The 19,439-nt window shown below is 72.1% G+C and carries 18 protein-coding genes; 14 read left to right on the top strand and 4 right to left on the bottom strand.

Annotated elements, in window-relative coordinates:
* Positions 1-121: 121 nt before the first annotated feature.
* Together AB0I94_RS20620 and AB0I94_RS20615 are read left to right on the top strand one after the other, a co-directional pair.
* Positions 122-514, top strand: coding sequence for a GNAT family N-acetyltransferase (locus AB0I94_RS20620; protein ID WP_363311016.1), 393 nt, complete (start codon positions 122-124; stop codon positions 512-514).
* Between the two features lie 111 nt (positions 515-625).
* A complete protein-coding gene (locus AB0I94_RS20615; RefSeq protein ID WP_363311015.1) occupies positions 626-1,906 on the top strand; it encodes an MFS transporter in 1,281 nt (426 codons plus the stop codon).
* A gap of 31 nt (positions 1,907-1,937) precedes the next feature.
* Here AB0I94_RS20615 and AB0I94_RS20610 read toward each other — a convergent pair whose 3' ends face one another.
* Complete coding sequence (locus tag AB0I94_RS20610) at positions 1,938-2,096, bottom strand: hypothetical protein (protein WP_363311014.1); 159 nt, start codon at positions 2,094-2,096, stop codon at positions 1,938-1,940.
* 131 nt (positions 2,097-2,227) lie between these two features.
* Here AB0I94_RS20610 and AB0I94_RS20605 point away from each other — a divergent pair, with 131 nt between their 5' ends.
* Positions 2,228-2,974, top strand: a complete 747-nt coding sequence (locus AB0I94_RS20605; protein WP_363311038.1) for a helix-turn-helix transcriptional regulator — start codon at positions 2,228-2,230, stop codon at positions 2,972-2,974.
* Positions 2,975-3,006: 32 nt separating this feature from the next.
* Here AB0I94_RS20605 and AB0I94_RS20600 read toward each other — a convergent pair whose 3' ends face one another.
* Complete coding sequence (locus tag AB0I94_RS20600) at positions 3,007-4,017, bottom strand: DJ-1/PfpI family protein (RefSeq protein WP_363311013.1); 1,011 nt, start codon at positions 4,015-4,017, stop codon at positions 3,007-3,009.
* A 150-nt stretch (positions 4,018-4,167) separates the two neighbouring features.
* Here AB0I94_RS20600 and AB0I94_RS20595 point away from each other — a divergent pair, with 150 nt between their 5' ends.
* Positions 4,168-4,830: an HD domain-containing protein gene (locus tag AB0I94_RS20595; RefSeq protein WP_363311012.1), complete on the top strand. Its 663-nt coding sequence runs from the start codon at positions 4,168-4,170 to the stop codon at positions 4,828-4,830.
* Positions 4,831-4,888: 58 nt separating this feature from the next.
* Complete coding sequence (locus AB0I94_RS20590; protein ID WP_363311011.1) at positions 4,889-5,623, top strand: Clp protease N-terminal domain-containing protein; 735 nt, start codon at positions 4,889-4,891, stop codon at positions 5,621-5,623.
* Here the strand turns inward: AB0I94_RS20590 and AB0I94_RS20585 are convergent.
* Complete coding sequence (locus AB0I94_RS20585; RefSeq protein WP_363311010.1) at positions 5,577-6,704, bottom strand: 2-oxoglutarate and iron-dependent oxygenase domain-containing protein; 1,128 nt, start codon at positions 6,702-6,704, stop codon at positions 5,577-5,579. The two genes, AB0I94_RS20590 and AB0I94_RS20585, sit on opposite strands and share 47 nt — an antisense overlap.
* 51 nt (positions 6,705-6,755) lie before the next feature.
* Positions 6,756-7,625 carry a (2Fe-2S)-binding protein gene (locus AB0I94_RS20580; RefSeq protein ID WP_363311009.1) on the bottom strand — a complete coding sequence of 290 codons (870 nt, stop codon included), beginning with the start codon at positions 7,623-7,625 and terminating at the stop codon, positions 6,756-6,758.
* A gap of 245 nt (positions 7,626-7,870) precedes the next feature.
* Here AB0I94_RS20580 and AB0I94_RS20575 point away from each other — a divergent pair, with 245 nt between their 5' ends.
* The 9 genes from AB0I94_RS20575 (at position 7,871) to AB0I94_RS20535 (ending at position 19,415) form a co-directional block, all read left to right on the top strand.
* Positions 7,871-8,839: an iron ABC transporter permease gene (locus AB0I94_RS20575; RefSeq protein WP_363311037.1), complete on the top strand. Its 969-nt coding sequence runs from the start codon at positions 7,871-7,873 to the stop codon at positions 8,837-8,839.
* On the top strand, positions 8,836-9,891 hold the full coding sequence (locus AB0I94_RS20570) for an iron ABC transporter permease (RefSeq protein WP_363311008.1): 1,056 nt from the start codon (positions 8,836-8,838) through the stop codon (positions 9,889-9,891). Before AB0I94_RS20575 ends, AB0I94_RS20570 begins: the two co-directional genes overlap by 4 nt.
* Positions 9,888-10,754, top strand: a complete 867-nt coding sequence (locus AB0I94_RS20565) for an ABC transporter ATP-binding protein (RefSeq protein WP_363311007.1) — start codon at positions 9,888-9,890, stop codon at positions 10,752-10,754. The genes AB0I94_RS20570 and AB0I94_RS20565 overlap by 4 nt, the downstream gene beginning before the upstream one ends.
* 108 nt (positions 10,755-10,862) lie before the next feature.
* A complete protein-coding gene (locus AB0I94_RS20560; protein WP_363311006.1) occupies positions 10,863-11,867 on the top strand; it encodes an iron-siderophore ABC transporter substrate-binding protein in 1,005 nt (334 codons plus the stop codon).
* A 97-nt stretch (positions 11,868-11,964) separates the two neighbouring features.
* On the top strand, positions 11,965-13,161 hold the full coding sequence (locus AB0I94_RS20555; protein WP_363311005.1) for an ATP-grasp domain-containing protein: 1,197 nt from the start codon (positions 11,965-11,967) through the stop codon (positions 13,159-13,161).
* Positions 13,158-15,107, top strand: coding sequence for an IucA/IucC family siderophore biosynthesis protein (locus tag AB0I94_RS20550; protein ID WP_363311004.1), 1,950 nt, complete (start codon positions 13,158-13,160; stop codon positions 15,105-15,107). The genes AB0I94_RS20555 and AB0I94_RS20550 overlap by 4 nt, the downstream gene beginning before the upstream one ends.
* Positions 15,107-16,357 (top strand): MFS transporter, encoded by a 1,251-nt coding sequence (locus AB0I94_RS20545; RefSeq protein WP_363311003.1) that lies wholly within the window; start codon positions 15,107-15,109, stop codon positions 16,355-16,357. Before AB0I94_RS20550 ends, AB0I94_RS20545 begins: the two co-directional genes overlap by 1 nt.
* A complete protein-coding gene (locus AB0I94_RS20540; protein WP_363311002.1) occupies positions 16,357-18,216 on the top strand; it encodes an IucA/IucC family protein in 1,860 nt (619 codons plus the stop codon). The genes AB0I94_RS20545 and AB0I94_RS20540 overlap by 1 nt, the downstream gene beginning before the upstream one ends.
* Complete coding sequence (locus AB0I94_RS20535) at positions 18,213-19,415, top strand: type III PLP-dependent enzyme (protein WP_363311001.1); 1,203 nt, start codon at positions 18,213-18,215, stop codon at positions 19,413-19,415. The genes AB0I94_RS20540 and AB0I94_RS20535 overlap by 4 nt, the downstream gene beginning before the upstream one ends.
* Positions 19,416-19,439 lie beyond the last annotated feature (24 nt).

Genomic DNA, 19,439 nt, shown 5'->3' with positions numbered 1-19,439 from the left:
GGCCCCCCCGCCTTGGCGTGTGGAACCACGCCCATTCCATCCCGTACCGCTCCTCGCCCCCCCCCCCCCCCCCCCCCGGGGGGGGGCGCTGCGGGCCGCGGAGCCCAGCGACGTCGAGCCCATGGCCGAGCTGCGCGCGCGGGTGATGCGCCCGGATCTGGAGCGGCTCGGCCGTTTCGACGAGCATCGGGTGCGCCAGAGACTGCGGGACGCCTTCTCAGCCTCGTACACCTCGGTCATCGTCGCCGGTGGCGCCTTCGCGGGTTGCGTCGCCCTGCGACCGGCCGAGGACGCCCTGTGGCTCGAGCACTTCTACCTCGATCCGGCTCTGCAGGGCATGGGCCTGGGGTCGGCCGTGCTGAGACGGCTGCTCGCCCGGACCGACGCGGACGGCGCGCTCGTCCGCCTGAACGTCCTGCGGGGCAGCGCGGCACGACGCCTCTACGAGCGCCACGGTTTCAGCGTCGAGGACGAAGACCCGATCGACGTCTTCATGGTGCGTCGGCCGGTCTGACGGCTCGGAATTGGCCCATGCTCACGACGCGTAAATGGTCCACGACGCGGACCATTCGGCTGGCTAGCCTCGCTGCATCAAACGGCCGCCTGTCCAGGGAGCGTTGCGCCGATGCCGATCCTGCCGCCGACCGGAGCGCCACGCGTGCTCGCCGCCGCCCAGCTGAGCAACTCGCTCGGTGACGGCGCCTACTACGTGACCTCGGCCCTCTACTTCACCCGTGTCGTCGGCCTCTCCCCCACCCAGATAGGGCTGGCGCTCACCGTCGCGTGGGCCATCGGCTCCGTGACGGGGGTGCCGCTGGGCGCGCTCGCCGACCGCAAGGGGCCGCGCGGCACGGCCGTGCTGCTCACCCTCGCCACCAGCGCGTCGGTCGCCTCCTTCCTCTTCATCCGCTCCTTCGTCCCGTTCCTCCTCGCGGCCTGCCTCTACGCCGTCGCCCAGTGCGGGCTCGCCGCCGCCCGGCAGGCGCTGCTCGCGGGTCTCGTCACGCCGGCGGCGCGTACGGGCGTCCTGGCCCACCTCCAGTCGACGCTCAACGCCGGTCTCGCCGTCGGCGCGGCCCTCGGCGGGCTCGCCCTCCAGCACGACACGCGCGGGGCGTACCTGGCGGTCTTCGCGCTGGACGCGGTCAGCTTCCTGCTCTGCGCGCTGGTGCTGCTCCGGCTGCCCGCGGTGCCGCGATCCGTGGCGCGCGGGAAAGGTGAGCCCCGCCTGGCCGTGCTCCGCGACCGGCCGTACGCCGTCGTCACCGCGCTCAACGCGGTCCTGCTGCTGCGGATGCCGCTGCTGAGTCTCGCGATTCCACTGTGGGTGGTGGACCGGACGAACGCGCCGAGCTGGCTGGTCTCCGCGCTCTTCGTCCTCAACACCCTCGCGGTGATGGCCTTCCAGGTCCGCGTGGCCCGGAACGTCGACGGGCCGCGCACGGCCACACGTGCGGTGCGGCGCTCCGGTCTCGTCATGCTCGCAGCGTGCGCGGTCTTCGCCGTCTCGGCCGCGGGGCTTCCGGTGTGGGTGACGGTGGCGGTCCTGGTGGCGGGGGCGGTGCTCCAGGTCATCGCGGAGATGCAGCAGTCCGCGGGGTCCTGGCAGATCAGCTTCGACCTGGCGCCCGCGCACCAAGTGGGCCAGTATCAGGGCTTCTTCGGCACAGGAGTCCCGGTCGCCCGTACGCTCGGCCCGCTCCTGCTCACGTCGCTTCTGGTCGTGTGGGGCGTACCGGGCTGGCTGCTCCTCGGCGGGATCTTCCTCGGGGCGGGCCTCGCGATGGGGCCGGCGGTGCGGCGGGCCGAGCGGTGGGCGGCGCGCGCGCAGGGCCGGGGCGACGGAGAGTATATTCATACGCCAACTATCAGCGCCTCGAGGAGTGGGTTCTCCGCACATGGGTGACGTCGCAGGGATCGATGAGGCGCTGGTCCGTTCACTGCTCCAGGAGCAGCATCCGAACCTCGCGGGTCTCGACCCGCACGGAACGGTCACCGGCTGGGGCGGGCAACTGTTGTGCCTGCGGGGCGAGTTGGTGGCCGAGCTCACGCGCACGGACCGTGCCCCGGGTCTTCCGGGCCGTGCTCCGGGCCACCGGCCTCATCCACCTCGGCCGAGCCGGTGAGCAGGGACTTCCCGGCGGGAAGCGGACCTGGGGAGTGGCGGGCTCGGCAACGCTTGACCGCGTCCCGGCAGACGGCTGACGCCGCGGTGTCCGTGTCTGCGATCCGCCACTCTCCGCGTGCCACCACCGGCCTCCTCCCCCTCCGCGCGGGCGCGGAGGTCGACGCGCACCGTCACGACGAGCACCAGATCGTGTACGCGGGCCGCGGCGTCCTGTCGGTGACCACCGACGCGGGGAGCTGGGTCGCCCCCGCGACGCGGGCCATCTGGATCCCGGCGGGAACCGTCCACGAGCATCGCGCGTACGGCGACACGGACCTCCATCTGGTGGGCCTGCCGGTGACGGACAACCCGCTGTGCCTGGACCGGCCCGCCGTGCTCGAAGTCGCCCCACTGCTGCGCGAGTTGATCATCGCGTACACCGGCCGGACCGAACCGCCCGTCGGCCGTACCGCCGAGCGCCGCCGCCTGCGGACCGTCCTGCTCGACCAGCTCCGCCACTCGACCCAGCAGCCCGTCCACGTACCGGCCGCCCGTGATCCGCGCCTGATCGCGGTGTGCGCCATCCTCCGCGACGACCCGGCCGATCCACGGACCCTGGCGCAGCTCGGCACCGCGACCGGCGTCAGCGACCGCACCCTGACCAGGCTCTGCCGAGCCGAACTCGGCATGAGTTTCCCGCAGTGGCGCACCCAGCTGCGCCTGCACCACGCCCTGTGTCTGCTGGCCGACGACACCCCGGTCACCGTGGTCGCGCACCGCTGCGGCTGGGCGTCGAGCAGCGCCTTCATCGACGTCTTCCGCCGGGCCTTCGGCCGCACGCCCGGCGCTTGGCGGGCACACCGCTGACCGCACCCCGGCGCTGCTCCCGCGAAGCCCCCCTAAGCCTGGGCCCGGACCGCCGGATTCACCTCGACCCTGGTCGTACGGAAGCGCGCCGCGTACGCGGACGGCGTCGTCCCCAGGTGACGGGCGAAGGCGCGGCGCAGTGTCTCGTCACTGCCCAGGCCGCTGCGCCCGGCCGCCTCGGTGACGCTCACCCCGCGTTCGAGGAGCATCCGGGCGGCCTCCAGCCTCAGCGACTCCACGTACACGGCCGGAGTGGCGCCGAGCTGCCGCGTGAAGAGGCGGGTCAGGTGCCGGGGGCTCACGGCGGCCCGCCCGGCCAGGGTCGCGAGCCGGTGGTCGGCCGCCGGGTCGGCGGCGATGGCGTCGAGAAGCGGGCGCAGCACCGGATGACTGGTCGCAGGGGTGCGCGAGGCGGCTGAGAACTGGGACTGTCCGCCGGGTCGTTGGAGGAAGACCACGAGGTCACGGGCGACCCGCCGCGCGATGTCCGGGCCGTGGTCCTGCTCCACGAGAGCCAGGCAGACGTCGATGCCCGCGGTGACCCCGGCCGAGGTGAGGACGGGGCCGTCCTGGACGTAGATGGCATCCGCCGTGACGGTGGTGTCGGGATACAGCCGGGACAGTTTCGCCGCGTGCTCCCAGTGCGTCGTCGCCCTGCGGTCGCGCAGGAGCCCTGCCGCCGCGAGGGCGAAGGCTCCGGTGCACACGGCGGCCACCCGCCCTGCCCCGCTCGCCAGTCGGGACACGAGCCCGACGAGATCGGGCCGTTCGGCGAACGTCACGTGCTCGGCGTGACCCGGCACGACGAGGGTGTCCGCGCCGCCCGCCTCGGACGCCGGAAGGTCCGCCGCGATCCGCAGCCCGGTGGAGGTCCTGACGTCCTGGCCGTCGGGGGTACAGACCCGCACGGTGTAGCGGCCTCCGGTGTAGCGGCTCGCGGTGGCGAACACTTCCAAGGGGGCCGCGACGTCGAGGAGGCGCACGCCGTCGAAGGCGAGGACGTGGACGTGGTGGGGGCGGGGTCCGCCATGTCGTTCGGGCACGGGGACACCGTAGCGCCGGGGCGTGTCCAGATGTGTGGGGTACCTGTCCTGATGGACATGGCCTTGAGGTGTGCGGAACGCGCAGGCTGATTCCAGAAGCCGACAGGGGTCGCAGCCCGCCCCCTTCTTGACGACGACAGGAGCCACACCATGGCCGCTCACGTACCTTCCGCCTCCGCAGCCTCCGCCGCGGGCGTGTCCGTGCCGGACACCAAGCTGGCCGCCGCCGCGACCGAACTGGTGCGGGACACGGCGAGCGAGCTGATCTACCACCACTCGCGCCGCGTCTTCTGGTTCGGCAGTCTCCAGGGCGCCCGGCGGGGGCTGAGCTTCGATCCCGAGCTGCTCTACATCGGCGCGATGTTCCACGACCTGGGCCTGGGCGAGCGGTTCCGCGACAGCGGCCGCCGCTTCGAGGTGGACAGCGCCGAGGAGGCCCGCCGCTTCCTGCACGGTCACGGCGTTCCGGAGGACAGCGTGCGCCGGGTGTGGACCGCCATCGCCCTGCACACGACCCCGGGCATCCCCGAGTTCATGGAGCCGGAGGTCGCGCTGGTCACGGCCGGGGTGGAGTACGACGTCCTGGGCATCGGTTACGACGACCTGACCGCCGACGACCGTGCCGAGATCACGGCGCTGCATCCGCGTCCGGATTTCAAGCGGCGGATCCTGGAGGCGTTCACCGAGGGCATCGCGCCCAAGCCGGAGACCACCTTCGGAAACGTGAAGGCCGACGTCCTGGAGCACTTCGTCCCCGGCTACACCCGCGGCGACTTCGTCGAGGTCATCCAGAACTCCCCCTGGACGGAGTAGCCGAACCAGTGTCAACCAAGGGTTGACGCACTCTCCACTGTCAACCTACGGTTGACACATGACGCAACCCACTCACCCCATTCGTCTGGACGATCTGATCCAGGCCATCAAGAAAGCCCACCCCGAAGCCGCCCTCGAACAGCTCTCCGACGCCGTGATCGCCGCCGATCACCTCGGCGATGTCGCCGACCATCTGATCGGCCACTTCGTGGATCAGGCGCGCCGCTCGGGCGCCTCGTGGACGGAGATCGGCAAGAGCATGGGCGTCACCCGGCAGGCGGCCCAGAAGCGGTTCGTCTCCAAGGATCCCGGTGAGATGTCGGACCTGGACCCCCGGCAGGGCTTCAGCCGGTTCACGCCCCGCGCGAAGAACGTGGTCATGACCTCGCAGGAGGAGGCCCGTGCCGCGGGGAACGACGAGATCGACCCCGGCCATCTGACGCTCGCGCTCCTGACCGACCCGGACGCGCTGGCCGCGAAGACGCTTGTGGCGCAGGGGATTTCACTCGACGCGATGCGCGAGAGCGTCACCGAAGCGCTGCCGCCCGCGGTCGGCGAGGTGCCCGACCTCATCCCGTACGACGCCGGGGCGAAGAAGGTCCTCGAACTCACCTACCGCGAGGCGCTGCGGCTCGGTCACAACTACATCGGGACCGAGCACATCCTCCTCTCGCTCCTGGAGGCGGAGGGCGGCACGGGCACGCTCGCCGGGCTCGGCATCGACAAGGCGGCGGCCGAAGCGCACATCACCGAGGCCCTGGAGGCGATCCGCGCCTCCCTCGACGAGGCGTGAGCGGACCGGAGTCGGCCGCGGGGCGGCCCTTCTCGGCCTCCCGCCCCGCGGCCGCGCGCACCCGAGCGGCCTCGCGTACGGCAGCCGCGTTCGCCTTGCCCTGCCGGGACCCCGCGAGCTTCGCCTTGATGTGGTCGCGTACGAGGATCGGTTCGTAGGCGAGTTCGTCGGAGGCGTCGAGGTGGCTCGGCAGGGTGGAGATGACCGCGTCGACGTTGCCGTCGTGGAAGTAGGCGGCGGACCGGCGCCGGACGATGCCACCGTCGACCATCGGCGGCTTCACGCGGTGCAGGGTGGACATCCAGCGGTCGTTGGTGAGCCGGGCGGTGAGGTCGCCGAGGTTGACCAGGAGCGCGCCGTCGACGGGGGACACATCGTGCCAGGCCCCGTCGGTGCCGAGCACCTGGAGCCCGGCGACCTGGTCCGCCCACAACACGGTGACAAGACCGAAGTCGGTGTGCTCACCCATCCCCGTCAGGTCACCGTCGAGGGTGACAGCGCCTTCCGGAAGGGCGTAGTTGTTCATGCGCAGTACGTCGATGGAGTGATCGGTCAGCGACTCGAAGAAGCCGGACGGCTCCCCCAGCGCGTCCGCGAAGACGCGGGTCAAGGTACGGGCCACGCGGCCGGCCTCGGCGAAGTAGTTCAGCACGGCCAGTTCGAAGCCCTCGACCTCCGCGGGCCAGACGTTGAGCCCGTAGTCGTCCTCGGACAGGTCGAGGCCGGGGAACGAGCGGGCTTCGGTGCCGATGTTGAACGCCTCGAAGAAGTCGTTCATGCGGTCGGCGGACTCCACGCCGAGGCTCAGGCTGAGGGATTCGCTCTTGGGCGGGCTGTAGCCGCGGTTCGCCCCGCTCACACGGTAGGCCTTCCTCGTCTCCAGGGGCAGCCCGAAGAAACCGTCCATGGCTGCGGCCAGACCGTCCACCGTCTCGTCGGGGACGCCGTGACCGAGGATCTGCATGAAGCCGACGCGAGCGCAGGCGTCGTCCATCTTCCGTGTCACACGGGCGCGTTGGGCCGCCGAGCCGCCGTCTTCGACGTACGGCGTGATGTCGATGACGGGAACCTGGAAGGCCATGGGTGTCTCCTGGCGCGAGCGAGGGGCTACGCCAGACTGCCTATCACGGTTTCACCGGGTGACGTCCGCCTCCAGCCGCCGCAGCCGTTCCGCGTCGCGGACGCGCGGGCAGGTGCCGCACGCCTCGGCGGCGGGGACCGTGTAGTAGAGGCAGCAGCCGAGACGGGTACGGGTCGGGTGCCGTGCGCCGTCACGGGTCGTCAGATCGCGGAAGGCCGCGCCGCCGGGGAAGGGTTCGACGGGGCCGGGGAGCAGGGCATCCACCGCCCGCAGCGCCTCGTCCTCCTGGCCGAGCATGCGTCCCAGGTACCAGATCCCGGAGATGAGATCGTCCCCCGCCATGCCCCACAACGCCCGTTGCCCGCGCCGCAGTCGCGGCCCGATCGCCGCGAGCAGCGGACGCATGTGCGCCACGACGACGGTGCGGAGTTCGATGCGCAGCGACTCTTCGTCGGCGAGGACATCCACCCCGGGCAGACCGGCCGCCGGGTCGTCCGGAGAGCAGGCGAAGGAGCCGGGGACGATCTCGAAGGCGCCGGATTCCAGGTGGACGCGCACGTCCTGCGGGCGGATGCGCGGCACACGCCGCTCCAGGTGCCAGGCGCCACTCATCAGCAGGGAGACGGACCAGAGGTAGCCGTGCAGGGCGCGGGAGGCGGCGACGTCCGGGCGCGGGGTGTGGTCGTGACCGGCGCGGATGCGTGCGGTTTCCGCCGCGACGAAGGCTTCCATGGCGTCTTGATGTGACGTCAGTTCGGCGCCGCTCAACCACCCTTGGCCCGGCGTCGAGCCGGGTCGCGCCACCGTGACGGCGAGCGTGTCGCAGTGCGCGGCGAGACGCCGCCAGGTCCCGGCGAGCAGGGCGGCGGGGCTCAGGGCAGTGGCGTCGGGCGCCAGGTCCGGGGCCACGGTGAGCGGCACTCGTACTCCTTGGAAGGCAGGGTCCATCGGTCGTCCGACGGCGGTCCCGCCACCGTGAACTAGGTAAGGCTTACCTTATTTCTCTTCAACTTGCCGCATCGCGACCGGCGCGCCGCCGACCCGGCCATCGTGCGTGATCCGCCCCTCACAGCGAGTTGACATCGTTAGGTATACCTAACCTAAACTCTCACCCCGTGTCCAAGATCGCTCGGGCCGTTCCGCCGGACAGCCTCTCCGCGCGGTGGATGCCTCTACTCCTCGCCGGAATCGGCGCGTTGACCTTGTGCGCCACGCTGAGCCTGGCCCTCGGTTCACGTCCGGTACCGCTCTCCACCGTGGCCGAAGCGCTCTTCGGTGACGCCCACGGGCGGGACGCGATCGTGGTCACGGGGCTTCGCCTTCCGCGCACCGTCGTCGCACTCGCCGTGGGCGCGGCCCTCGGCGTGGCCGGAGCCGTCGCCCAGGGCATCACACGCAACCCGCTCGCCTCACCGACCACGCTCGGCATCAACGCGGGCGCCGGGTTCGCGGTCGTCGTCGCGATCTACGCCCTCCATCTCACGCGGCCCGTCGAGTACTTGTGGTTCGCCTTCTTCGGCGCCGCGGCGGCCGGGATGCTCGCCCAGCTCCTTGCCCGGCGCGCGGGCGACCTCGATCCGGTACGGCTCGCGCTCGGCGGAGTCGTACTCCAGATGGTGTTGCTTTCCTGGACCCAGGCCGTGATGCTCGCCAGCGAACGTACCCTGGACGAGGCCCGCTTCTGGCTGGCCGGTTCCCTGTCCGGGCGCACGCTCGACGCGCTCTGGCCGGTCCTCCCCACGCTCGTCGTCGGTCTTGTCCTCGCCCTCGCGATCTCGCCGGCGCTCAACGCCCTGGCGCTGGGCGACGATTCCGCGCAGGCGCTCGGCGTACCCGTGGTCAGGATCCGCGTGGCCGGGGGCATCGCGGTCGTATTGCTGGCGGGCTCGGCGGTGGCGGTCGCCGGGCCCGTCGCCTTCATCGGACTCGCCGCCCCGCACCTGGTGCGGCTCGCGGTCGGCTCCGACCACCGGCTGCTCGTGCCGGGCTGTCTGATCGCCGGGCCGCTGCTGCTCCTGGCCGCCGACGTCGTCGGGCGCGTCGCCCTGCGCCCCTCCGAGCTGGAGGTCGGCATCGTCAGCGCCTTCCTCGGTGCGCCGCTGCTGGCGGTCCTGGCCCGGAAGGTGGCTCGATGACCGCCCTCGCCCTACGGGAGGACAAGCCTGCACCGGCCAGGGCACGCGCCCGCCGGCCGCGGCGCCTCGCGCTGCTCGCCTGCTGTGGACTCGCCGCCCTCCTCGCTCTCGTCGCCCTCGCCCTGACGATGGGTCAGATGCCGCTGTCCGCGTCCGTCGCGCTGCGTGGCCTTGTCGGATTCGGTGACCCGGCGGACGTCCTGGTGGTGCAGGACTTCCGGGCACCCCGGGTGATCGCCGCGGTCGTCGCCGGGGTCGGGCTCGGGGTCGCGGGGTCGCTGCTGCAGCGGGTGTTCCGCAATCCGCTCGCCTCACCCGACGTGATGGGTGTGACGGGCGGCGCCTCCTTCGGAGCCGTCACACTGCTCGCCACCGGCGCCTCCCAGACGCTCATCCCGCTCGCCGCACTGGGCGGCGGTCTCCTGGCCGCGCTGCTGCTCGGGTTGTTCGGGTGGCGCTCGGGGCTCACCGTCACCCGGCTCGTGCTCGTCGGGCTCGCCGTCCAGGCAGGTCTCGCAGCCGCCGTGAACCTCATGGTCGTACGCTTCCCCGCCGAACTCGCGGGCTCCGCGCTCCAGTGGACCACCGGCTCGCTCTACGGGCGGACCTGGACGGAAGTCTGGGCCGCCTCAGGCGCGGTGGCGCTCGCGCTCGTGGCCGCGTTCGGGCTCCAACGGCGGCTCGCCGTACTGGACCTGGGTGACGAGTCGGCGGGCGGGCTCGGCCTGAACCCGTCGGCCGCCCGCCTCCAACTCCTCGTCACCGCCGTCGTGCTGGCCTCGCTCGCCGCGGCGCTCACCGGGCCCGTCGCGTTCGTGGCACTCGCCGTACCGCATCTGGTGCGGTTCGTCGCGGGGCCGCCGACGCCGGGGACACTGGCGCTCACCGGCCTGGCGGGCGCGGTACTGCTGCTCACGTCCGACCTGGTGGTGCAGCATCTGCTCCCGGTGTCGGGGCTCCCCGTCGGGGTGGTCACCGCGACGCTCGGCGCTCCCTGGCTCCTCGTGCTGATGATCCGACAGAGCAGGCCAGTCAACCGGAGTACCGCATGAGCCCCCCACAGACGTCCGCGCGGACGCCCGCCCCCGCACCCGCCGCCAATCAACTCTCCACGCACGGCCTCGACTTGCGCTACGGCGACAAGGTCGTGGTCGGCGGCCTCGACGTGACCCTGCCCGGCGGCGCGGTGACCGCCATCGTCGGCCCGAACGCCTGCGGCAAGTCCACGCTGCTGCGCGGCCTGACACGGCTGCTCGCTCCCTCCGGCGGAAGCGTCGCCCTGGACGGCGCCGACATCCACCGGATGTCCGCGCGTGCCCTCGCCCGGCGGATGGGCCTGCTGCCGCAACAGCCGGTGACGCCCGAGGCCATCACGGTCGAAGCCCTCGTACGCCTGGGCCGCTACCCCCACCAGACCTTCCTCAGCCCCTGGTCCAAGTCCGACCAGGCCGCGGTGGACGAGGCGTTGGAACGCACCGGCACGACGGAGCTGCGCGACCGGAGCGTGGACCAGCTCTCCGGCGGCCAGCGTCAGCGCGCCTGGATCGCCCTCGCGCTCGCCCAGGACACCGAACTGCTGCTCCTGGACGAGCCGACCACCTTCCTCGATCTGCGGCACCAGCTCGACGTACTCGACCTGGTCGCCGATCTGCACGCCGAGGCGGGCCGCACCGTGGTGATGGTGCTGCACGATCTCGGGCAGGCCGCCCGGTACGCGGACCATCTCGTCGTCCTCAAGGACGGGCGGCTCGCCGCGGCCGGGGCGCCCGCCGACGTACTCGACGCCCGGCTCGTCAAGGACGTGTTCGACGTCGACTGCCGGGTCGTCCCCGATCCGGAGACCGGCACCCCGCTGGTCGTGCCCAAGGGCAGAACCGCCCGCCGCGCCACGGGCGATCCGGCTGTCCCCGCCTGATCGTTCCCGTCTGATCCTCCCCGTCTGTTCGTTCCCGTCGGTTCGTCCCGGCGTCACATCCGCTCTCGCCTCCCCCACGTCCGCTCGCAGCAAGGGAATCCAGCCCTCATGACCCTCACCAGCGTTCCCCGCAGGTTCAGTGCCGTCCTGCTCACCGTCGTCCTCGGCACCGGAGCGCTCGCCGCGTGCGGTGACTCCCAGGAGGACGACAAGGGCAAGGCCGACTCCGCCGCCGACACCGGTTTCCCGCGCACCCTCGAGCACGCCATGGGCAGCACGGAGATCCCCGCACGGCCGCAGAAGGTCGTCGTCCTCGACACCGGCGAGCTGGACGACGTCACCCTGCTCGGCGTCAAGCCGGTCGGCGCGGTCTCCCCGCACTTCAAGACCGCGGGCGGCTTCCCCTCGTACCTCAAGGACAAGATCGGCGGGGTGCAGGACGTCGGCCCGATGGAGGAGCCGAACCTGGAACTGATCGCCTCCCTCAAGCCCGACCTGATCCTCTCCTCCAAGGTCCGGCACGAGAAGGTCTACGACAAGCTCAAGGGCATCGCGCCGACCGTCTTCACCGAGACCACGGGCGCACCCTGGAAGGAGAACCTGAAGGTCCACGCCAAGGCCCTCGGCATGGAGAGCCGGGCCGAGACGGCGCTCAAGAGCTACGAGACGCGCGCCAAGGCCCTGGGCGAGTCCATCAAGGCGAAGTACGACGGGAAGATGCCGTCGGCCTCGGTCGTCCGCTTCGTCGCGGGCCCGACCCGCCTCTACCAGAAGTCCGCCTACAGCGGCATCGTCCTCGACGACATCGGCCTGACGCGCCCGGCGTCGCAGAACGCGTCCGACCCCGAGAAGACGATGCTGGACGTCAGCCCCGAGCAGATCGACAAGGCCGACGCCGACCTGATCTTCGTGACCGTCGCCGACGCTCCCGACAAGACCCAGCAGAAGGACGTCACGTCCAACCCCGTCTGGAAGGACCTGTCGGCCGTCAAGAAAAACAAGGTCTTCACGGTCCCGGACGAGACGTGGATGTCGGGCATCGGCGTCCAGGCCGCGGAGCACGTGCTCGAGGACGTGGCCAAGGCGACGGACGTCGACCTGCCGGCGAAGTAGACGCGCGTGAGGTCGGCGGGCCGTTCGACCGCCCGCCCCTCCCCCCTCCCTCGTGCACACAATGCACCTCCGCTCGCACCCGGAAGTGGTCCCACACATGCGGCTGTACGTCCTGGCCCGCAACCCCACCGACTCGGTCACCGAAGGCTTCCTGCCCGCCGCGCGCAGGCTCGGGCTCGACGTCACCCTCCTCACCGACCAGCCGGACGCCCATCGTCTGCGAGAGAGGCCCGACGCCCCGGAGATCCTGGGGTGCGACGTACGAGATTTCCGCGCCGTCATCAGCCGGATCTCCGCCCACCACACCCCCGACGCGGTCTTCACCAACAGCGACCACCTGCAGACGCAAGCGGCCCTGGCGGCCGAGTACTTCGGGCTGCCCGGCAAGGACTGGCGGGTGGCGCTGCGCACCAAGGACAAGGCACAGATGCGGCGCCATCTCGCGGCTGCGGGGGCCGATGCGGTCTGGTCGGCGGAACTGCCCGCGCACCAGGAACCGGCCCGCCTCCGGGTCCTCGACGTGCCGTTCCCCTGCGTGGTCAAGCCGCGGGAGGGTGTAGCGAGCGAGGACGTGGTGCTGGTCGAGGGGCCGGGGCAGCTGGAGCGGCGGTGCGCGGAGATACGGGAGCGGCGTCCGGGGGCGGCGCTGATCGTCGAGGAGTATCTGGCCGGGGAGTTGCACACCCTGGAGACGCTCGGCGACGGCCGCGTGCGGCACGTCCTGGGCGGCTTCCGTACGGAGGTGTCACCGCCGCCGTACTTCATAGAGGAACGGATGACGTTCGTCCCGGCGCATCCGGCGCCGGTGGTGACTCAGGTTTTGGACCAACTGGACGTGCTCGGCGTGGGGTTCGGGGTGTGCCACACGGAGTTCGTGGTGTCGCAGGGGCAGGCGCGGCTCATCGAGGTCAACTACCGCGCCATCGGGGACCAGTGCGATCTGCTCCTCGCGCAGCTCTTGGACATACCGCTCTTCGAGCGCATCCTCCGTACGCACATGGGCGAATCGCTCCCCGCGGACCTGGGAGCGCGGACGGACGGCCGGGCAAGGCTCGACTATCCGTGCGCACAGCGCGCGGGAACACTGACGGCCGCGCCGGGCGCGACCGAGGTGACCTCGGGCGGGGTGCGCCTCACGTACCGCCCCCTGCGCGAAGTCGGCGAACACCACGAACTCCACGGCACGAACCGTGACTTCCTCGGCGTGGTACGCGCCACCGGCACCGATCAGGCAGCCGTCGACCGAACCGTGGCCGACTTCCTCGCCGCACACCACTGGGAGATCACGCCATGACGCCACTGCCCGGCGGGCCGCCCGCGACCGGTGCCGACGCCGAGGCCGAGCTCCTGTTGCGCGTACTGAGCGCGCTCCTGCGTGAGGACGTACTGGGGTGGCGCACCCGAAGCAGGGCGGTACGGCACCCGGACGGCTTGTGGCTGAGGCTGCCGACGGCGGGACGGAGCGCCTCGGAAGAGGCTGCCGCCGCCCGAGTCCCGGCGCCACGGCTCAGCGCGGACGCGGTCGGCAGCGGCGGGGGCGACACGCCTGCCGCGGCGCTGCCGGACGCGCCGGGCAGTGCTCGCACAGAAGATGCGGACGCCCTGCTCACGCCCGTCCAGGCGGACGCCCTGCTCATGCCCGTCCAGGCGGACGGCTATCAAGCCACCTACGCCGCCCGGCTCCCCCTGCTCCGGCGAGAGGCCGACGGGGGCGAGTTGACCGACGCGGGCAGCATCCTGGCCGTGCTGCGCGACCTCGCCGACCCCGTCGACCGCGGCGGGTTCGACGCGTTCGCCGCCGAGTGTGAGCAGGCGCTCGACACCGTGCGGACGCATGCCCGGACCAGGGATGAGGTGGGCGCCCTGCTCGTCGGGCGGTACGGCGCGGACCCCGGTGCCTGGGCCGGGCTCGGCGGCGGTCTCGGCCACGACACGCTCGCCGCGCGCGCGGATCACCCCGTGTATCCGACCTCCCGCGGACGCTCCGGGCTCCGTCCCGCCCAACTGCGCGCGTACGCCCCGGAGTTCCACCCCACCTTCGCGCTACGGCAGATCGCCCTGCCGCGCGAGGCCGTCACCGTGGTCGGCGGCACCGACGTCTGGCTCTCGCCTCGTGCCGCGGGCGTGCCCGAACTCGAAGGGAGCCACCTCGTGCTGCCGGTGCACCCCTTGACCGCTGACGGGACCTTGCGTGACGCCCTGCGGGCAGCGGGACTCGACACGCGGGCCCGGCTTCTCTCCGGACCCGGACCCGATGTCGTGCCGACCCTGTCGATGCGTACCGTCGCCCTCGCCTCCGACCCCACGCAGCACCTCAAACTGCCGCTCGCCACCTCCACCCTGGGCCTGCGCAACCGGCGCACCATCAAACCAGGCACCCTCACCGACGGCGCGGCCGGCCAGCGGCTCATCGAAGCCGTCATCGACCGCGAGGCCCGGTTCAAGGGTGTCGTCCTGCACGCGGACGAGACCCGCTTCGCCCACGCCCGGCACGAGATCCTCGCCGTACTGTCGCGCCGCTACCCCGCCGGCCTGGACAGCGCCGCGGTCGTACCGATGGCCGCGCTCCTGTGCCCGGCCCCGGGCGGAGAGCGGCTGCTGATCGACCACCTCGCCGACCGCTTCTACGGCGGTGATCCTCTCGCCCTCCTGGACGCCGCGCTCACGCTCCTCTTCGACTGGCAGACCACCCTCTTCGCCTACGGAATCGCCCTGGAGTCGCATCAGCAGAACATCTCGCTGGTGATGGACCACCACCCCGCGGACGGGAGTACGGGCCTCCGCACCCGCCTACGGCTGCTCTTCAAGGACAACGACGGGCCGCGCGTCAACCTCGCCCGGCTGCGTGACGTCATGGGACAACAGGCGCCGGAGCCAACTGCGTTCGACGACGTCCGGATATACGTCGACGGCGATCTGCCCGTGCTCGACGTGTTCACCACCATCACCCTCCACCTCTGCGCCGGTGCCTACGCCTTCGGACTCGCCCGGCAAGGTCGCGGGCCGCTGGAGCACCTGCTCCGGCTCGTGCGCGAGCGGCTCACAGAGGCCGTCGAAAGGCTCGGACCCGGTGAACCGGCCGCCCTCTTGCGGACCCACGTCCTGGACGCGGCGGAACTGCCCGTCAAGGCGATGGTCACCGCGGGCACCCTCCTCTCCAAGGAGCGCTCCGGAGCCGCCGACATCAACAAGCACTACACGACAGGCCCCAACTACCTGTGCCTCGGGGGCGGTTCGTGATGGCCGCCACATCATCCGCGCACACGCTCACGGAGGGTCCGACCGTGGGTGCGGGATTCGGCCGTCGCCAGGTGCACGCCGTTGCCGCCTGCTATTTCGTCGCGTCCTTCGCCGCCCTCGGACTGCCCCCGTATCTCACGGAGATCCTCCCGGAGCTCGGCGACGCGAGCGCCCGCTGGGCCGGGCTCCTGTACGTCGTCCCGACGGCCTTCGGCGCGCTCGGCGCGCCCCTGTGGGGCCGCGCCGCCGACCGCTTCGGCCGAAAACGGCTGCTCCTGCGGGCCCAACTCGGCCTCGCGGTCTCCTTCTTGGTCGCCGGGTGGGCCGATTCCCTCGCAGCGTTCGTCACGGCCCTGGTGTTGCAAGGCGTCCTCGGCGGCACGTTCGCCGCGTCCAACGGCTACCTCGCCGCCGCGCTCACCGGCTCGGGCCTCTCCAGGGCCCTCACCCTGATGCAGGGTGCGGCGCGGGCGGCGCTCGTCCTCGCACCCATCGTCGTCGGCTCGCTCACCCCCTGGATCTCGCCGCACCGCCAGTACGCGCTGCTGGCCGTCCTGCCGCTGGCGGCGGCGGTGATGCTCGCCGCGCTCCCGGAGCCCACGGCGGAGCCGCCCCACGCCGACGTGGCCGAGGTTCCGGAGGCCGCAGGACCGCTCGCCCCACCGCTCGCCCCACCGCTCGCCCCACTCAGGGCGCTCTACGCCTTCGAGTTCGCCTTCGTCTTCTCCACCGTCGTCTCCTTCCCCTACCTGATCGCACTGATCGAGGACCGAATACCCGGCGTCTCGCCGGTCGTGTCCGGCGCGCTGTTCGCCCTGCCGCACCTGTGCTACCTCCTCTTCGCGCTGCGGGTGCACCAGGTCGTCGAGCGCCGCCCCCTGAAGGGGATCGCCGCCGGGTTCGCTCTGGTCGCGTCCGGTCTCGCCGGGCATGGCGCCGCCGATTCGCTCGCCGCCTTCGCCGGCGTGCGGCTGCTGCTCGGCGCCGGCCTCACGCTCGGCCTCGTCAGCCTGTCCGTGCTGGCCGCCGAGTGCGCCCACGGCAGACCCCCCGGCGGCATGTTCGGCACGCTGGAGCTCGTCTCCAAAGGGGGCGCGGTCGCCGCCGGTCTCGCGGCAGCGGCCGGCAACAGCCTCCTCGGCCCGCCCGCACCCCTCCTGACCGGCACCGCGACCGCCCTTCTCGCCTTGGCCGCAGCCACTCTTCCCGCCTTGTTCCGCCGCTCGCCCCGCATCCGCTGGAGCCGTTGATGTCCTTGCCGACCGGCACGTTCGCCGCCCCGTCCGCAACACCCGCCCTGCCCGCGACACAGGTCCGGTCCGCCGCCCTCGTCGCCGGGGCCGCGCCCACCCGTCTGCCCAGCGCGGACCAAGCGGTGACGCACACTCTCCTCAACTGTCTGCTGCGCGAGGTCTCGGGCCCCGAGCACCAGACCGCCGTCGTCGACGGCGATCTCCTGCTGCGGCTGCCGCGCCGCGGGGTCCTCCTGCGCGTCGCGCTGCGCCGCACGTCCCTCCTCGGCGCCCACCGCTTCACCGGTCCTGTGACCGAGCAGCGGGACGGCACCTGGGGGGAGGTGGACTGGTCTCGCCTCGCCGAGTACACCCACGCCGAACTCTCGCTGCGTACAGGCGTGAGCAACGAGGAGTTCCTGGAGCAGATCACCTCCAGTCATGAAGGCGTCAGCGCCGCGCTCACCGCCGCCCGAGCGGCGCCCGCCACGGGGGCGGCCACCGTAACGCAAGCGGCGGGGAAGTCGACGAAGGCGGTCCCGAAGCGGCTCGCGGACTACCTCGCCTCCGAGCAGTCGCTGCTCTTCGGCCACCGCTTCCACCCCACCCCCAAGGCTCGTGGCGGCGACCTGGCCGACTGGTCCGCGTACGCCCCCGAGGCCGCGGCCACCTTTCCGTTGCGCCATCTCGCCGTACGGGACCACCTCATCGCCGAGGAGTCGGCTCGGCCGGGCGCCTCGGCGCCGCTGGACCGCCTCGGGACCGTGCCCGCGGGCTACCGGCTGCTGCCGGCGCACCCCTGGCAGTACGACCTGCTGCGGGGACATCCGGGGCTGCGCGCAGCCCTTGACCGGGAGGACATCATCGACCTGGGCCCCGGCGGCTCCCCCTTCGCGGCCACCGCGTCCGTACGCACGCTGTACGACGGCGACACCTTCCTGAAGTTCAGCCTGAACGTCCGCATCACCAACTGCGTGCGCAAGAACGCAAGTTACGAGCTGTCGGGTGCCGTCGCGCTCACCCGCGCGCTCGACGGCGCCCTGGACGACCTGGCCACCCGTTTCCCGGGCAGCGCGGTGCTCCGCGAACCCGCCTACCGCAGCCTGGCGCTCGCGGGGGCCGACGGGCGTCCCGACCTCGCCCTTCTGGAGGGCTTCGGCGTCATCGTCCGCGAAGGCCTGGCCGGACGGCTCCTTCCCGGTACGACGCCGCTGCTCGCCGCGGCCGTCGCGGACGAGTACCCGACGGGCCCCGGACACATCTCCCGCCTTCTCCAGGGCGGGGGTCCGCAGCGGGCGCTGGACTGGTGGCGGACGTATCTGCGGCTTCTGCTGCCGCCGGTGCTCGCCGCGTACTTCGACCACGGCCTGGTGCTCGAACCGCATCTGCAGAACGTCCTCGTCTGCGTCGACGACGACGGCATGCCCGCTCAGGTGCTCTTCCGCGACCTGGAAGGCACCAAGCTGATCCCCGAGCGTCACGCCCGGACCCTGGCCGAGCTCCCGCCCGAGGTCGCGGGGCCGATGACGTACGACGCGCAGCGCGGCTGGGACCGGGTCGTGTACTGCCTCCTGGTGAACCACGTCGCCGAGCTGCTCGCCGCCCTCGCCGACCTCCACCCGCAGGCCGAGCCCGCGCTCTGGTCCCTGGTCCGGTCCACCCTGCAGGAGTTCGCGCTCACGCACGGCTGCCCGCCGCGGCTCAGTGCCCTGCTCGCCGGGGTGCCGCTGCCCGCCAAGGCCAATCTGCTCACCCGCTGGGAGCGCAAGGCCGACCGGGACTCGGGCTATGTCCGTCTCACCTCGCCCTTTCCGCTCGCCGAGCACGTACGGGACCTGGGTGCCCGTACCGACGTACCTTGGAGCGCCGCCGGATGACCGCCCCCACCACCGCCGTACGTGAGCGCGCCATCGGACTCGCCTCGCAGGAGCTGCCCGCCTATCTCTACGACGTGTCGGCGCTGGACACCCACGCCGCCGCGGTGCGCGCCGCCCTTCCCCGGCAAGTTGAGCTGTACTACGCCGCCAAGGCCAATCCCGAGCCGGAGATCCTGTCCGCGCTCAGCCCACACGTCGACGGCTACGAGGTCTCGTCGGGCGGCGAACTGGCCCATGTGGCCAAGGCCGTGACGGGGCGTCCGCTCGCCTTCGGCGGTCCCGGCAAGACGCCGGACGAGATCACGGCCGCCCTTGAGCTCGGCGTGGCACGCTTCCATGTCGAGAGTGTCTACGAACTGCGGATGCTGGCCTCGATCGCCGCCCGCGTGGTGCCGCACACTCAGGTCGGCGTCCTGCTCCGTTTCAACCTGGATCTCAACGCAGAGTCCCTGGCGGGCAGTTCCCTCACGATGGGCGGGCGCCCCACGCCCTTCGGTCTCGACCCCGCCGAGGCGGACTGCGCACTCTCCCTGTTCACCGACGGCAGCCTCCCCGGGCTTCATCTGCTGGGCGTGCACGCCCATTTGGCGAGCGGGCTCGACGCACCGCGGCAGCTCGCCGTCGCCGAGTCCATCGTGACCTGGTCGCAGGCGCTCGCCGGGCGTCACGGCGTCCGCCTCGCGGAGGTGAACGTCGGCGGCGGGATGAGCGTGGACTACGCGGATCCGGGCGCGCTCTTCGACTGGGCCGCGTACGGCGACGGCCTCGCCCGGCTCTGCGCGGCGCACCCTGGACTGACGCTCCGTATCGAGCCGGGGCGGGCGCTGACCGCGTACTGCGGTTGGTACGCCACCGAGGTCCTGGACGTGAAGCGGAGCCACGGCGAGGAGTTCGCGGTGGTGCGTGGCGGCACCCACCATCTGCGCACTCCCGCGGCCAAGGGCCACGACCAGCCGTGCACCGTCCTCCCGACGGCCGAGCCGTGGCCGCACCCCTGGCCCCGGTCACAGGCGCGGCAGGATCGGGTGACGTTCGCGGGGCAGTTGTGCACCCCGAAGGACGTCCTGTCCCGGCAGGTTCCGGTGCCTGGGCTGCGGGCCGGGGACCGAGTGGTGTTCGCGATGGCGGGTGCGTACGCCTGGAACATCTCGCACCACGACTTCCTCATGCACCCGCGGCCGGGTTTCCACTTCCTGTGACCACCATCGCCCCTCGACCGACGT

This window comes from Streptomyces sp. NPDC050147 (assembly GCF_040660195.1).
Classification (GTDB): Bacteria; Actinomycetota; Actinomycetes; order Streptomycetales; family Streptomycetaceae; genus Streptomyces.
The sequence above is the reverse complement of the archived record's forward strand: the minus strand, read 5'-3'. Positions and strand labels throughout refer to the sequence as shown.

Coding starts and splice junctions, on each gene's coding strand:
- AB0I94_RS20620 (WP_363311016.1), top strand. CDS start 122: ATGGCCGAGCTGCGCGCGCGGGTGATGCGCCCGGATCTGGAGCGGCTC.
- AB0I94_RS20615 (WP_363311015.1), top strand. CDS start 626: ATGCCGATCCTGCCGCCGACCGGAGCGCCACGCGTGCTCGCCGCCGCC.
- AB0I94_RS20595 (WP_363311012.1), top strand. CDS start 4,168: ATGGCCGCTCACGTACCTTCCGCCTCCGCAGCCTCCGCCGCGGGCGTG.
- AB0I94_RS20590 (WP_363311011.1), top strand. CDS start 4,889: ATGACGCAACCCACTCACCCCATTCGTCTGGACGATCTGATCCAGGCC.
- AB0I94_RS20585 (WP_363311010.1), bottom strand. CDS start 6,704: ATGGCCTTCCAGGTTCCCGTCATCGACATCACGCCGTACGTCGAAGAC.
- AB0I94_RS20575 (WP_363311037.1), top strand. CDS start 7,871: ATGCCTCTACTCCTCGCCGGAATCGGCGCGTTGACCTTGTGCGCCACG.
- AB0I94_RS20570 (WP_363311008.1), top strand. CDS start 8,836: ATGACCGCCCTCGCCCTACGGGAGGACAAGCCTGCACCGGCCAGGGCA.
- AB0I94_RS20565 (WP_363311007.1), top strand. CDS start 9,888: ATGAGCCCCCCACAGACGTCCGCGCGGACGCCCGCCCCCGCACCCGCC.
- AB0I94_RS20560 (WP_363311006.1), top strand. CDS start 10,863: ATGACCCTCACCAGCGTTCCCCGCAGGTTCAGTGCCGTCCTGCTCACC.
- AB0I94_RS20555 (WP_363311005.1), top strand. CDS start 11,965: ATGCGGCTGTACGTCCTGGCCCGCAACCCCACCGACTCGGTCACCGAA.
- AB0I94_RS20550 (WP_363311004.1), top strand. CDS start 13,158: ATGACGCCACTGCCCGGCGGGCCGCCCGCGACCGGTGCCGACGCCGAG.
- AB0I94_RS20545 (WP_363311003.1), top strand. CDS start 15,107: ATGGCCGCCACATCATCCGCGCACACGCTCACGGAGGGTCCGACCGTG.
- AB0I94_RS20540 (WP_363311002.1), top strand. CDS start 16,357: ATGTCCTTGCCGACCGGCACGTTCGCCGCCCCGTCCGCAACACCCGCC.
- AB0I94_RS20535 (WP_363311001.1), top strand. CDS start 18,213: ATGACCGCCCCCACCACCGCCGTACGTGAGCGCGCCATCGGACTCGCC.